Origin of the sequence: Brevundimonas sp. NPDC090276 (assembly GCF_044772165.1) — a bacterium.
In the GTDB taxonomy this organism is placed as follows: Bacteria; Pseudomonadota; Alphaproteobacteria; order Caulobacterales; family Caulobacteraceae; genus Brevundimonas.
Map to the genome: position 1 here is coordinate 649,485 of NZ_JBIVYK010000002.1, position 13,287 is coordinate 662,771.

11 protein-coding genes are annotated in these 13,287 nt (G+C 66.7%); 5 read left to right on the top strand and 6 right to left on the bottom strand.

Annotation, left to right across the window (positions count from 1 at the left end; genetic code table 11):
- Nucleotides 1–27 precede the first annotated feature (27 nt).
- Complete coding sequence (locus ACIQTU_RS08990; RefSeq protein ID WP_400545502.1) at nt 28–384, bottom strand: hypothetical protein; 357 nt, start codon at nt 382–384, stop codon at nt 28–30.
- Between the two features lie 217 nt (nt 385–601).
- Here ACIQTU_RS08990 and ACIQTU_RS08995 point away from each other — a divergent pair, with 217 nt between their 5' ends.
- The 4 genes from ACIQTU_RS08995 to ACIQTU_RS09010 all read left to right on the top strand — a co-directional run bounded on the left by ACIQTU_RS08995 (nt 602) and on the right by ACIQTU_RS09010 (nt 5,301).
- Nucleotides 602–2,179, top strand: coding sequence for a DEAD/DEAH box helicase (locus ACIQTU_RS08995; RefSeq protein ID WP_400545505.1), 1,578 nt, complete (start codon nt 602–604; stop codon nt 2,177–2,179).
- A gap of 88 nt (nt 2,180–2,267) precedes the next feature.
- Nucleotides 2,268–3,326: a diguanylate cyclase gene (locus ACIQTU_RS09000; protein ID WP_400545508.1), complete on the top strand. Its 1,059-nt coding sequence runs from the start codon at nt 2,268–2,270 to the stop codon at nt 3,324–3,326.
- 41 nt (nt 3,327–3,367) lie between these two features.
- The gene (locus ACIQTU_RS09005) at nt 3,368–4,144 is read left to right on the top strand and encodes a lysophospholipid acyltransferase family protein (RefSeq protein WP_400545511.1); all 777 of its coding nucleotides are present in this window, start codon (nt 3,368–3,370) and stop codon (nt 4,142–4,144) included.
- Nucleotides 4,145–4,224: 80 nt separating this feature from the next.
- Nucleotides 4,225–5,301 carry a PA0069 family radical SAM protein gene (locus ACIQTU_RS09010; RefSeq protein WP_400545514.1) on the top strand — a complete coding sequence of 359 codons (1,077 nt, stop codon included), beginning with the start codon at nt 4,225–4,227 and terminating at the stop codon, nt 5,299–5,301.
- Nucleotides 5,302–5,305: 4 nt separating this feature from the next.
- Here the strand turns inward: ACIQTU_RS09010 and ACIQTU_RS09015 are convergent, their stop codons facing one another.
- Entirely contained in the window at nt 5,306–6,550 is a 1,245-nt protein-coding gene (locus tag ACIQTU_RS09015; RefSeq protein WP_400545517.1) for a class I SAM-dependent RNA methyltransferase, read from the bottom strand.
- Between the two features lie 157 nt (nt 6,551–6,707).
- On the opposite strand from ACIQTU_RS09015, the gene ACIQTU_RS09020 reads away from it, so the two are divergent.
- Entirely contained in the window at nt 6,708–7,331 is a 624-nt protein-coding gene (locus tag ACIQTU_RS09020) for a glycine zipper 2TM domain-containing protein (protein ID WP_400545520.1), read from the top strand.
- 67 nt (nt 7,332–7,398) lie between these two features.
- Here ACIQTU_RS09020 and ACIQTU_RS09025 read toward each other — a convergent pair whose 3' ends face one another.
- The 4 genes from ACIQTU_RS09025 to ACIQTU_RS09040 all read right to left on the bottom strand — a co-directional run bounded on the left by ACIQTU_RS09025 (nt 7,399) and on the right by ACIQTU_RS09040 (nt 13,203).
- The gene (locus tag ACIQTU_RS09025; RefSeq protein ID WP_400545523.1) at nt 7,399–8,139 is read right to left on the bottom strand and encodes a TlyA family RNA methyltransferase; all 741 of its coding nucleotides are present in this window, start codon (nt 8,137–8,139) and stop codon (nt 7,399–7,401) included.
- Nucleotides 8,136–10,868: a valine--tRNA ligase gene (locus ACIQTU_RS09030; protein WP_400545526.1), complete on the bottom strand. Its 2,733-nt coding sequence runs from the start codon at nt 10,866–10,868 to the stop codon at nt 8,136–8,138. Before ACIQTU_RS09030 ends, ACIQTU_RS09025 begins: the two co-directional genes overlap by 4 nt.
- Nucleotides 10,869–10,996: 128 nt before the next feature.
- Nucleotides 10,997–11,551, bottom strand: coding sequence for a DUF2497 domain-containing protein (locus ACIQTU_RS09035; RefSeq protein ID WP_400545529.1), 555 nt, complete (start codon nt 11,549–11,551; stop codon nt 10,997–10,999).
- Nucleotides 11,552–11,721: 170 nt separating this feature from the next.
- Complete coding sequence (locus ACIQTU_RS09040) at nt 11,722–13,203, bottom strand: TolC family outer membrane protein (RefSeq protein WP_400545532.1); 1,482 nt, start codon at nt 13,201–13,203, stop codon at nt 11,722–11,724.
- Nucleotides 13,204–13,287 lie beyond the last annotated feature (84 nt).

Genomic DNA, 13,287 nt, shown 5'->3' on the forward strand with positions numbered 1-13,287 from the left:
CCCGGTTCGCCCAGCGGACCGGGGGGCCTAACGCCCGGCCACCAGTTCGTTGCGAACCCGCCGCCCCAAAGGATCGCGCCCAGGCCAGCTCTGGCCCACCGACGCCTCGACCAAGGCCGTACAGAACCGCGACAGGAGCATCCGCGGCCTGATCCCGTTCAGGCACACGCGCTCGCCCTCTATGGCCCAACGCGCCGTCAATCGACGTCCATCCGAGAATACAGCCCGATAACTGCCGTCGCGGTCGAACCAGTGTTTGACCCATGCGCCATCAGGATAGTGAGAGATGACAGTGTTTCCGAACGCCGATTCCATCTCTGCCTGGGCCGGCAGCGCGGTCGCGCAGCAAGCAGCCAAGGCGAACGCAAGCGTTTTCAACCGCATACGACAACCCTTCCCTACCCCAAAGGCGACATTACAGGCGAGTAAGGTTTTGCCAACCGTCTGGTTCCCGAACGGAAATACTTGACTGAGGTGTAGGGCTTTCCATATACCGCCGCAGGCTCGGGATAGGACTGGCGATGCGCGCCGCCCACTCGCCCACGAGGGGCGGTTCCGTAAGCTGAAGACGTTACGACGTTTCCTCCGTCCTCAAGGTTACATGACAGAATTCACCAAGCTGGGCCTTTCGGCCACGACCCTGAAAGCGGTCGCCGATACGGGCTACACCGAAGCCACCCCCATTCAGGCCTCCGCCATCCCTGTGGCCCTCGCCGGCCGCGACGTCCTGGGCATCGCCCAGACCGGCACCGGCAAGACCGCCGCCTTCACCCTGCCGATGATCGATCGCCTCGGCTCCGGTCGCGCTCGTGCGCGTATGCCACGGGCGCTTGTTCTGGCACCGACCCGCGAACTGGCCGACCAGGTCGCCGAGAACTTCGCCAAATACGCCAAGGGCACCAAGCTGAGCTGGGCCCTTTTGATCGGCGGCGTGTCGATGGGCGACCAGGTGGCCCTGTTAAACAAGGGCGTCGACGTCCTGATCGCCACGCCGGGCCGCCTTCTGGACCTTTTTGAACGCGGCAAGATCCTGCTGACCGGCGTCGAGATGATGGTCATCGACGAAGCCGACCGCATGCTCGACATGGGCTTCATCCCCGACATCGAACGCATCTTCAAGCTGACGCCGCCGCGCCGTCAGACCCTCTTCTTCTCGGCCACCATGCCGCCCGAGATCACGCGCCTGACCACGCAGTTCCTCAAGGATCCGACCCGGATCGAGGCTTCGCGTCCGGCCATGACCGCCGACACCATCACCCAGTATCTGGTCCGCATCCCGACCAGCGATCCCAAGGCCAAGCGCACCGCCCTGCGCGCCCTGATCGAACGGTCGGAAGTCAAGAACGGCATCGTCTTCTGCAACCGCAAGTCTGAAGTCGATATCGTCGCCAAGTCACTGAAGACGCACGGTTTCGACGCTGCACCGATCCATGGCGACCTGGACCAGTCGCTGCGCATGAAGACCTTGGCCGACTTCCGCTCCGGCGACCTGAAAATCCTGGTGGCCTCGGACGTCGCCGCCCGCGGTCTGGACATCCCTGACGTCAGCCACGTCTTCAACTACGACGTCTCGCACCACGCCGACGACTATGTGCATCGCATCGGCCGTACGGGCCGCGCGGGTCGCAAGGGCGAAGCCTTCATGATCGTCACCCCCTCCGACGACAAGTCGCTGGATAAGGTGCTGAAGCTGATCAAGATGGAGCCCCAGGAGCTGACGCTGGAAGGCATCGACTTCGCCTCCATCAAGGACCGCCCCCGTTCCGATGATTCGAAGGGCCGTGGCCGCAGCCGCAGCGATCGCCCGCGCCCCATCCCCAAGAGTGACAATGTCGCCTCGATGGAGCCCATCGCCCGCGCCGCGCCCAAGGCCGAAGATACCGCCGAGGAGGCCCCGCGCCGTTCGCGTAGCCGCCGTTCGACCAAGCCGTACGCCGCACCGGAAAGCGCGGACGCCGTCGTCGCCTCGACATCGGACGCCGCTCCGGAAGTCACGGTCGAGCCCGTTAAATCCGAGCCTCAACGTCGCGATCGTAACCGTGGGCGCGACCGGGCCCAGGAACCGCGCGATGCCAGGAAGCCCGAGCTGGCCAAGGATCAGCCGCTGCGCGCCGCCAGCGGCGGTTTCGGCGACGACATCCCCGCCTTCCTGCGTCGCCCCGTCGTCTTCGCGGATTAGGCGAAGCTTCCGCCGGTCCGTTTAACCGGTCATTACGGATCGATGTTCTAGTGTCCCCCAACTAAGAATTAGGGGCGCGAGAATCAGAATGACGGCGCAGGTCGAAACCGCCCTTCGGGGTCCGGAGGCTTATGCACTGGCGCACCGCATCGTGGACGCCATGCAACAGGCCTCCGTCTGGCCGACCCCCCTGAATTTCGAGCTGTGGCTGCACTACGTCAGCGATCCTGAAGGCCCGCTAGGCCGGGAGCTTCAGCGCCTTCTGGCCGGCGACGTCCCTTTCACCGACGCCACAGCCGAAATGCTGGCGGCCGAATTCCTGCCACGCGGCCGTCTGTCCGAGGAAATTCGCGACGTCGGTGCCGTGTTGAACCGCGAACTGGCCGCTGTGGCCGAGGCTATCGACAACGCTCGCAAGACCCAGACCGCCTATGGCGAGACCCTGAGCACCGCCTCGGCAAAGATGCAGGACGCCGATGGCCCGACAGACCTGACGGCCATCGTCAGCACCCTGTCCACCGCCACCCGCAAGGTCCAGCGCCATACCTCCGCTCTGGAAAAGCGACTGGAATCCTCGAACCGCGAAGTCGTCCGTCTGCGCGAGCATCTGGAACAGGTGCGCCGCGACGCCATGACGGACGCCCTGACGAATCTGGCTAACCGCAAGACCTTCGACGAGCAGCTGGCGCGTCTCTGCGAAGAAGCCGAGACCGAGGGCAAGGGCCTGACCCTGGCCATCGTCGACATCGACCACTTCAAGCGCTTCAACGACACCTGGGGTCACCAGACCGGCGATCAGGTGCTGCGTTACGTCGCCAGCGTCCTGGGCCGAATCGCGCGCAACCCGCGCATCGCTGCGCGCTATGGCGGCGAAGAGTTCGCGGTCATCTTCCCCGGCGAGACGCCCGGAACGGTCGAGGCGGCGCTAAACGCCATCCGCGAAGAGATCGGCTCGCGTTCGTTGCGTCGCCGCTCGACCAATGACGACCTCGGCGCCGTGACCATCTCGGTCGGGTTCGCCGAGCGCCGCGCCGGCGAGACCGCACTATCCGTGCTGGAGCGCGCCGACGAGGCCCTCTACGCGTCCAAGCGCGGCGGCCGAAACTGCGTCACCAACGCAGAGTTGCTGACCCAAGCCGCCGCATAATCCCTTGCTCAGCGGCCCCCGCCTCGTGTCATAACGGCGGGATGAGAAGCTTCGCGTTCAATGTCGCCTACTGGGCCCTGTCCATCGTCTATTGCCTCGCTGCGGCCTTCGCCGCCCTGGCTCCCGGTCGACGCGCCACCAGCTGGATCATCCGCCGTTATGTGCGCCGCATGGTGCAGGCCATGGCCCTGTTCGCCGGCATCCGGCTGCAAGTGCGTGGCAAGGAACGGCTGCCGCAAGGCGCTTTCATCCTCGCCTCCAAACACCAGAGCTGGGGCGACGGCTTCGCCACCTACGACCAGTTCAACGACCTAGCCTTCGTCACCGGTGACCACTTAGAGAAGTTTCCGCTGCTCGGCACGGTGCTGACCAAGCTGGGGGCCATCGTGGTCAACAGCTGCGGCGGCCACACCGCCCGCGCCGCGCTCAAGGAACGCGCCGCCGACGCCCACAAGGAAGGCCGCAAGATCCTCATCTACCCCGAGGGTCATCTGGCCAAGGTCGGCGAGAAGTTCCGTTACCGCTCGGGCGTCTGGCACATGTATCGCGACTTCGACATGCCGGTCGTGCCCCTGGCCACCAACCTGGGTCTGTTCTGGCCGCAGGAGGAGGCTCGCAAGACGCCCGGCACCGCCACGCTCGAGTTCCTCGAGCCGATCCCCACGGGCCTGCCGAAGGACGAATTCCTGGCCCGCCTCGAGGCGGCTATCGAAGGCAAGACCGCTGAACTGATCGCCGAGGCTACAGGTCGCCCCCTGAGCCCCGCCATCCAAGTCCCTACGCCGCACGAAGTCGCCCTCGCCACAGCCGCAGCCTGAGCCGCGAGGCCTTTTCTGATCGAAATCGCCGCCGCTCAATTTGTTCTTGATTTGTTCCAGCATCATGCCATTCTCTCCTCATGAAGACGGCGATGAAAGGGCGCGGCGCACGCTCCAACGACTCGGGCCGGTATGAAGCCGACCTGCGCGAGGAATTCGACGACGGCTGGACGGATCAGGACGAAGCGGCCGCGCCGCTGCGCACCACCCTCTCGCCGGAACACGCGCGCACTATCATCGCCAAAAATACGAGTCCCGACGTCGGCTTCGATCGCTCCATCAACCCTTACAAGGGCTGCGAACATGGCTGCATCTACTGCTACGCCCGTCCGTCCCATGCCTGGATGGGCCTATCCCCGGGTCTGGATTTCGAGAGCCGGATCTTCTTCAAGCCCCACGCGGCGAGTCTGCTGGAACAGGAACTCGCCAGGCCCCGATACGTCTGTAAGCGCATCCACATAGGCGGCAACACCGACCCCTATCAGCCGGTCGAACGCGAGACCCTTTCCACACGCTCCATCCTGCAGGTCATGCAGCGGTTCAGACAGCCGTTCAGCATCATCACCAAGTCGGTGATGATCGCTCGCGACGCCGACATTCTGGGGCCCATGGGGCGCGACGGCCTGGCCTCGGCCATGATCTCGATCACCACCCTGGATCGCGGTCTGGCCCGTGCGATGGAGCCGCGCGCCTCGACCCCCGCCAAGCGGCTTGAGGCCATAAGTCGCCTGGCCGACGCGGGTTGTCCTGTCGGCGTCGGCTTCGCCCCCGTCATCCCCGGCCTGAACGATCATGAGATGGAATCCATCCTCGAGGCGGCGCAAAAGGCCGGCGCGACCTCGGCCATGTATGTGACCCTGCGCCTGCCGCTGGAGATCAAGGACCTGTTTCGCGAGTGGCTGGCCGACGCCCGGCCCGAGCGCGCGGCCCGCGTCATGTCCCTGATCCGCCAGACGCGCGGCGGCAAGGACTACGACCCCGACTGGGCCCAGCGCATGAAGGGCACCGGCCCCGTCGCCGAACTGATCGCCACCCGCTTCAAGGCGGCGATCAAACGCTATGGCCTGGACGCGCCGCGCACGCCGCTGGACGTGACCCAGTTCCGCGTCCCGCCCGACATGCGGCCCCAGATGGACCTGTTCGACCTGGCGTCCTGACGCCTTAGCGCCGGAAGATTCCGACCAGTTCGACGTGAGTCGACCACAGGAACTGGTCGATGGGCGTGACCTTCTCCAGCCGGAAGCCCCCGTCGATCAGGACGCGGGCGTCGCGCGCGAAAGTCTGGGGGTTGCACGATACGCCCACGACCAGACCGGCCTTGGTCCCAGGCAACTGCTGCGTCTGTTCCAGAGCGCCCGCCCGCGGCGGGTCGATGACGATGGCCTCGCAGCCCTTCAGATCATAGGGCGACAGCGGGCGGCGGAACAGGTCGCGCGCCTGGGCCTCGATGGTCTTCAGGCCCTGGGCCGTGGATACGCCCGCCTTCAGCGCCGCAATCGACGCCGCCGACGAATCCGCCGCCACGACGCTGGCCACTTCGGCCAGGGGGAAGGTGAAGGTGCCGGCGCCGCAGAACAGGTCGGCGACCTTCCTAGCCCCCCTCACCGCTTCCACCGCCCGGCTGACCATGGCCGCCTCGGCTGCGGGGGCCGCCTGCAGGAAGGCGCCGGGCGGCAGGGGAACGGTGGCCCGCCCAAAGGTGATGCGCGGCTGGCGCACCATGACCAGGGTGTCGCCGTCCAGACTCAGCCGCGCCAGCCCGGCCTCGGCCGCCGCCGCGATCGCCCGCGCCGTCACGTCCGCAGTCAGCCCGCCCGACTTCTTCTCGACCCCCGTGACGTCCACATCCAATCCGGTGTCGGTCAGGGTGGCATGCAGGGTCGGCGCCGATTTCGGATGCCCCAGGAAGGGCGCCGCCACCTTGGCCAGCCCCGGCAGGGCCGCGATCAGCGCCGGGTCCGACACCGGACAGTCCGTTAGCTCCACCAGCCGCCACGAGCGCCGCGCCTTGAAGCCCAGCAGGACGCGCCCGCCCGGCCCGCTGCGCGCGTGCAGCGCCAACCGGCGGCGGCTGGCCTGCGGCACGGCGACGGTCGCCTCGACCTCGGTCTCAATGCCCTCGCGCGCCAGGGTCTGGATCACCACTTCGCGCTTCCACGCCAGATAGGGTTCGTCCGCCCAGTGCTGCAGGGGCGCGACGCCGCATTCGGCGTAGGTTTCGGAATGGATCGGACGGCGGTCGGGGCTGGCTTCGATCAGGTCGAACGCCTCGACGCGGCCATCCTTGACCTCGCCGGAAATCACTTCGCCCGGCAGGGCGCCCGGCACGAAGACGAATCCCTTGGGCGTTTCGGCGATCCCGTCGCCCTGGTGGCCCATGCGGGCGATGGTCAGCGTTTGCGTCATGGCGCGGCTTCTACCCGGTCCTGCGCCGAATCTGAAACCTGAACGAAGATGAACGGACCAATCAAAAGCCGTTCAGCTTCGCCCACCTATTTCTGGGTGCAACAGACAGCGCGCCGAAGCCGTTCAGCTTCAGGCTCTGTCACAGGAAACGGGTACGATGATCGGTCATCTCTCCAAAAAAGCTTCCGCTGTCGCCGCCCTCGCGGTCGCCGGCTCGTTGGTGGCTCCGGGCGTCGTCAGCGCCCAGACCTATGGCTACGGCTATCCTCCGGCCTACAACAGCTACGGCGCGCAGGGCCGTTACTATGATCCCTGCGTCGGCGATCAGCGGAACCGCGCCACCACCGGCGGCGTGCTCGGCGCCACCATCGGCGCCGTAGCCGGCTCGCAGTTGGCCGCGCGCGGTCGTCGCACCGAAGGCAGCGTCCTGGGCGGCGTGCTCGGCGCGGCCATCGGCGCCGGCGTCGGCAACAGCTCGGCCAACTGCGACAGCCGCTATCGCTCGTCCGGCTACAGCCAGCCCTATGGCGGAACCTATGTCCCGCCGGCCTACGGCTATGACAACCGTGGCTACGACCGTCGTTACGACGACGGCTATGGCCGGGACTATCGCGAGTACAATCAGGGCTACACCCAGCCCGCCCCGGACTACCGCTATCAGAACAACAACGACGATTGCCGCCTCGCCGAGAGCGTCATTCGCCTGCCCGACGGTCGCAGCGAGACGCGCTACGTGCGCACTTGCCCCGACCAGAACGGCCGCTATCGCGTCGTGGATTAAGTTTCAGCCCCCCTGTCGATCCACGACGTGAAGAGGGCCGCCGGTTATCCGGCGGCCCTCTGCATTTTTAGGCTGTGGTTCGCTTCGCCCACATCAGGAACTCGACGTTGCCGTCGCCTCCGGTGATCGGGCTTTCCGCCGTTTCGCGAACCGTCCAGCCGACGCTTTCCAGCCAGGCGCGCACGCCCTCAACCGCCGCCGCGTGGGCCTCGGGGTCCTTGACCACGCCCTTCTTGCCCGCGTCCTTGGGCCCCGCCCCCTCGAACTGCGGCTTCACCAGGGTGATCAGATCCGCGTCAGGCGCCGCCAGATCCAGCGCCGCCGGCAGCACCTTCGACAGACCGATGAAACTGGCGTCGCAGACAATCAGCGACGGCGCATCGGGGATGATCTCCGGCGTCAGTTCGCGCGCGTCCGTCCGTTCCAGATTGATCACGCGCGGATCGCCCGCGACCTTGGTGTGCATCTGGCCGAAGCCGACATCCACGGCAAAGACCTTGGCCGCGCCGCGATCCAGACAGACCTCGGTAAAGCCGCCGGTCGAAGCGCCGACGTCCAGAACGATCCGCCCCTCGACCGCCACCGGCCACAGGTCCAGCGCCCGTTCCAGCTTCAGCGCGCCGCGCCCGACCCAGCGGTGGGCCGCGGCGTAGCCGATCTCGGCGTCCTCATTGACCGCCTGCGAGGCCGCCTTGGCGGGCGCGCCGTTCACGGTGACGCCGCCCGCCTCGATCGCCGCCTTGGCCTTGGCCCGGCTCTCAGCCAGTCCTCGCGTGACCAGAAGCTGGTCCAGACGGACCGTCCTCACGCCCCGGCCATCGCGTCCAGACGCACCAACGCGGCCTGCAGCTTGGCCTTGCCCTCTTCGGCCTCGGCCAGCTTGGCGCGCTGCTCATCGACGACTTCCGGCGCGGCGCGCGACACGAAGTTGGGATTGCCCAGCTTCTTGTTCACGTGGCCGATGTCGCTTTCGAAGACAGCGATCTCCTTCTCCAGACGCGCGCGTTCGGCGGTCAGGTCGATGATCCCGGCCAGCGACAGGGCCGCCGTGGTTCCGCCCGAGACGAAGGTCACGGCCCCGGCGGGCGCGGCCTCGGCCACAGTGATCTCGGACACGCGGCCCAGGGTCAGCAGCAGGTCGCGGTGACGCGCGATGCGCTCGGCGGTCACGGCGTCGGGCGCGACGAAGGCCAGCGGCGGCTTGGCCGACGGCGGCACGTTCATCTCGGCCCGCAGGGCGCGGATTTCGCCGACCAGATCGACCAGCCAGCCGATCTCGGCCTCGGCCGAGGCGTCGACGAAGGCGTCCGGCAGCACCGGCCATTCGGTGCCGATCAACAGGCCGTCGCGGGCCGGGCCTTCCTTGCCCAGTTCGGCCCACAGCTCTTCGGTGATGAAGGGCATGACCGGGTGCAGCAGCTTCAGCGTCTGGTCGATGGTCCAGGCGGTCATGGCCCGCGTCTCGGCCTTGGCGGCTTCGTCCGCGCCATTGAACACCGGCTTGGCCAGTTCCAGATACCAGTCGCAGAAGACGTTCCAGACGAAGCGATACAGAGCCCCCGCCGCGTCGTCGAAACGACCGCCCTCGATGGCGTCGGACACTTGGCGCTCGGCCTTGGTCAGTTCGCCGCGGATCCAGCGATTGATGGTCTGCTCGACCGTCGCGGGATCAAAGCCCTCGACGCGCTTGGCGTCATTCATCTGGCTGAAGCGGGCGGCGTTCCACAGCTTGGTGCCGAAATTGCGATAACCTTCAATGCGCTGCTTCGACAACTTGATGTCACGCGTGCCCGACAGGATGGCCATGGTGAAGCGCAGAGGGTCGGCGCCCAGCTCGTCGATGATGCCCAGCGGGTCGATGACGTTGCCCTTGGACTTCGACATCTTCTGGCCCTTCTCGTCGCGGACCAGACCATTGATGATGACGCGCTTGAACGGGACCTCGCCCATGAAGTGCTGGCCCATCATCATCATCCGGGCGACCCAGAAGAAGATGATGTCGGCGGCCGTGACCAGATCACTGGTCGGATAGAAGCGCTGCAGATCCTCGGTCTTTTCGGGCCAACCCATGGTCGAGAAGGGCCACAGGGCTGAGCTGAACCAGGTGTCGAGGACGTCCTCGTCCTGCGTCAGAGTCTTGCCGCCCGCTTGGGCGATCGCCTCTTCCTCAGTTTCGGCGACGTAGATCTTGCCGTCGGCGTCGTACCAGGCCGGAATGCGGTGACCCCACCAGAGCTGGCGCGAGATGCACCAGGGCTCGATGTTGCGCAGCCATTCGAAATAGATCTTCTCATAGCTCTTGGGCTCGAAGACCGTGTCGCCGTCCTCGACCGCCTTCAGCGCCGGCTGGGCCAGGGTGTGGGCGTCAACGTACCACTGGTCCGTCAGCCACGGCTCGATGACCACACCCGAGCGGTCGCCGTGCGGGACGACGTGCTTGGTCTTCTCGATCTCGCGCAACCAGTTCTCTTCCTCGGCGCGGGCGACGATGGCCTTGCGCGCGGCGAAGCGGTCCAGACCGACCAGATCGGCCGGGATTTCCGGCACGTCCTCATTGGTGATGCGCGCGAAGGCGTCCATCACGTTCAGCGCGGCCAGACCGGCGCGCTTGCCGACCCCAAAGTCGTTGAAGTCGTGCGCCGGGGTGATCTTCACCGCGCCCGAACCCTTGGTCGGATCGGCGTAGTCGTCAGCGACGATCGGAATGCGACGACCGGTGATCGGCAGGATCACGTCCTTGCCGACCAGACCCGCGTAACGCTCGTCCTCAGGGTGAACGGCCACGCCGGTATCGCCCAGCATGGTTTCGGGGCGCGTCGTGGCCACGACGATGAAGCCGCGCGTCTCGAACTCGGTGGCCTTGCCGTCCTCGTCGAAGGCGATCGGGTGCTCATAGGTGACGCCGTCGGCCAGCGGATAGGCGAAGTGCCAATAGTGGCCCTCCTGCTCGCGCTGTTCGACCTCAAGGTCCGAAATGGCGGTCTGGAAATGCGGGTCCCAGTTCACCAGACGCTTGTCGCGATAGATCAGGCCGTCCTGATGCAGCTTGACGAAGACCTTGCGGACGGCGGCGTTCAGCCCCTCATCCAGCGTAAAGCGCTCACGCGACCAGTCGCACGACGCACCCAGACGGCGCAGTTGGCGCACGATGGTGCCGCCCGATTCCGCCTTCCACTCCCAGATTTTGTCGACAAAGGCGTCGCGGCCCATGTCGCGGCGCCCGGGCGCGCCGGCGGCGGCCAGTTGGCGTTCGACCACCATCTGGGTAGCGATGCCTGCGTGGTCGGTGCCGGGCAGCCACAGCACGGCCTTGCCCTTCATCCGGTGATAGCGGGCCAAAATGTCCTGCAGCGTATTGTTCAGCGCGTGGCCGATGTGCAGCGAGCCCGTCACGTTCGGCGGCGGGATGACGATCGAATAGGCGTCGGCGGCGCCGTCCGTCGGCTTGGCGGCGCGCGGTGCGAACAGGCCGCTCTCTTCCCACTGGGCGTAAAGGCGCGGTTCGGCGGCCTGGGGTTCGAAAGTCTTCTCGAGCATTGTCTTCTCTTTGGTCCCTACCGCTCCGCACGCGGTGCGTCGCTGCATGAGGGTGGGTTTCTGAAAAAGCGAAAGGGCGGCCCCGCCGGAGCCGCCCTCAGTGACTTAGTGTCTGGTGAAGCGAAGGGCTAGCCGGCGTTGCGGGCGATGCGTTCTACTTCCTTGCGTACCTGGGCCTCGACGATGCCCGGCAGGTTGGCGTCCAGCCAGTCCTTCAGCATCGGGCGCAGCATGGCCTGGACCATGGCCTCGACCGTATTGCCGCTGACGAAGGGCATGTCCTGCGGCGCGGCCGCAACAGGCTCCGGCTTCTGGAAGCTGGCCGCCAGACCGGCAAAAGCCGAGGCGGCGCTGGCGGCGGCGCTTTCTCCGACCAGAGCATCATAGACCGGCGCCGGCTCGGGCTGGGCCGCCGGGAACGGCGCGGCGTCGGCGACATCCAGATCGCCGATCGATTCAGCCGAGGGCACCTCGTAAGGCTCGGTCAGTTCCAGCACCTCGTCTTCGACGGCAGGGGCTTCCGCCGCGACCTCAAATACGGGTTCCGGCTCCGGCGCGGGCTCGACGACCGGCTCTGGCGCTGCGGCGGCGGTTTCGGCCGGCGCGTCGTCTTCAGAGATGATCCGGCGAATCGACGCCAGAATCTCTTCCATCGTCGGTTCCTGGGCGGTCTGGTCGGTCATGGCAGAACCTTGGGCGAGCGGGGCTGAACCTGGTGGGACCGCCGACAGGCGCCGGGCGGCGCGCGACGATCAGGGCCGGACAAACAGACTCGCCCTCCCCTTCCTTCTGTCGTCGCACCAACGCCCGTCGGAATCAACGGACGTTTTTCGCCTGTCAGGCTAATCCCGGCTCAATTGCTGGGGGCGGTGCGGACGACTTGGCTCTTCAGTTGGGCGTCGATCGGCGCATCCTCGGCGTCCGCGGCGGGAGCAATGCCCGGCGAGGCGACGCGATCCAGCCCCTCGACCACGCCGTCCCACGGCAGGCCGCCGCGGTTCCGCACCGTCGAATAATTGGCCTCAGCGTCATAGACGGCGATCGTCGGATCCAGGTTCGGCCCGCCCAGACGGCCCATGGCGGCCAGAAGCTGAGCCTGGGCCACGTACTGATTGCGATGGGCGCTGGCCAGGGTCACCTGGGCCGAGCGCAGTTCCAGCTCCTGGTTCAGCACATCCAGGGTGGTACGCAGGCCGACCTGGGCCTCCTGACGTACGCCCTCGGCGGCGACCGAGGCTGCACGCACGGCTTCCTGACCGGCTTGCAGGGTCGATTTGGCGGCCACCGTCTGAGCATAGGCCGAGCTGACGGCCTGCAACACGCCGCGACGCTCGCCTTCGACGCTGATCTGGGCCGCATTGGCGCGCTCCAGAGCCTGAGCCACACGCGAACGGTTCAGACCACCGGTGAACAGCGGCACCGACACTGTTGCCCCAGCCGTGAAGCTGGTGCGGTCCGTCAGGTCAAAGCCCGACAGATCATTGGAGGTCCCGCCGTAAGAGGCCTGAAGACGCGCCGACGGCAGATATTCCGCGCGAGCTGCGGCGACATTGGCTTCGGCCGCTTGAAGAGCGTAGGCCGCCGCAAGGACACCCGGATTTTCGATCAGAGCGACGTCCAGAGCGCCGTCGAAATCGGCCGGCAGGCCCGGCAGAACCGGCAGGGCTTCCATATTGGCCGGCGCTTGGCCGACCACAGCAGCATAAGCCGCCCGAGATACAGACAACTGCGCCTGGGCGTTGGCCAGGTCTGCGTCCGACTGGGCCAGACGCGCTTCCGATTGCGCCACGTCGGTACGGGTGATCTCGCCAACTTCGAAGCGGGCGTTGGATTCGTCGAGTTGGCGACGCAGGACGGTGAGATTCTCCTGGCGGATGCGCAGGATTTCCATGTCCCGCACCACGTCGGCATAGGCTTGGATGACCGAAGTCATCACCTGCTGTTCGACTTCGCGTAGATTTTCACGCCCGGCGCGGACATTGGCCTCGGCGGCGTCAATCCCGCGCGCGGTGCGGCCGGCGGTCCAGATATTCTGCGACAGGCTGACGCTGGCGCTGGCGCCGTCGGTCTCCACAACGCCCAGGCCGTCGGTGTCGGTGCGGCTGTAGCTGACGCCGCCCGAAGCGCTGATGGTCGGGCGCAGACCGGAGCGAGCCTGCACAATGGTCTCGTCCAGGGCCCGCTGGTTGGCGCGCTGCGCCAGCAGCGTCGGGTTGGTGCGATAGGCCAGGCCGATCGCGTCCTGCAGGGTCTCCGCCCACGCGGGGGCCGCCCCGGCTCCCATGGCGAGAGTGACCAGAGCGACCGAAGCGAGCGCGCGCGAGCGTTTCAACATGAACCTGTTCCTGCCTGACGCCCCCGACGGTGCGCCTGTGGTGCCTTCAACGGCGTAGTTGGAGGCAAGCCTCACCTTACGCCA

What these genes read in the sequence shown, in the direction of transcription:
- ACIQTU_RS08990 (WP_400545502.1), bottom strand. Translation starts at nt 384, where the DNA reads ATGCGGTTGAAAACGCTTGCGTTCGCCTTGGCTGCTTGCTGCGCGACC.
- ACIQTU_RS08995 (WP_400545505.1), top strand. Translation starts at nt 602, where the DNA reads ATGACAGAATTCACCAAGCTGGGCCTTTCGGCCACGACCCTGAAAGCG.
- ACIQTU_RS09000 (WP_400545508.1), top strand. Translation starts at nt 2,268, where the DNA reads ATGACGGCGCAGGTCGAAACCGCCCTTCGGGGTCCGGAGGCTTATGCA.
- ACIQTU_RS09005 (WP_400545511.1), top strand. Translation starts at nt 3,368, where the DNA reads ATGAGAAGCTTCGCGTTCAATGTCGCCTACTGGGCCCTGTCCATCGTC.
- ACIQTU_RS09010 (WP_400545514.1), top strand. Translation starts at nt 4,225, where the DNA reads ATGAAGACGGCGATGAAAGGGCGCGGCGCACGCTCCAACGACTCGGGC.
- ACIQTU_RS09015 (WP_400545517.1), bottom strand. Translation starts at nt 6,550, where the DNA reads ATGACGCAAACGCTGACCATCGCCCGCATGGGCCACCAGGGCGACGGG.
- ACIQTU_RS09020 (WP_400545520.1), top strand. Translation starts at nt 6,708, where the DNA reads ATGATCGGTCATCTCTCCAAAAAAGCTTCCGCTGTCGCCGCCCTCGCG.
- ACIQTU_RS09030 (WP_400545526.1), bottom strand. Translation starts at nt 10,868, where the DNA reads ATGCTCGAGAAGACTTTCGAACCCCAGGCCGCCGAACCGCGCCTTTAC.
- ACIQTU_RS09035 (WP_400545529.1), bottom strand. Translation starts at nt 11,551, where the DNA reads ATGACCGACCAGACCGCCCAGGAACCGACGATGGAAGAGATTCTGGCG.
- ACIQTU_RS09040 (WP_400545532.1), bottom strand. Translation starts at nt 13,203, where the DNA reads ATGTTGAAACGCTCGCGCGCGCTCGCTTCGGTCGCTCTGGTCACTCTC.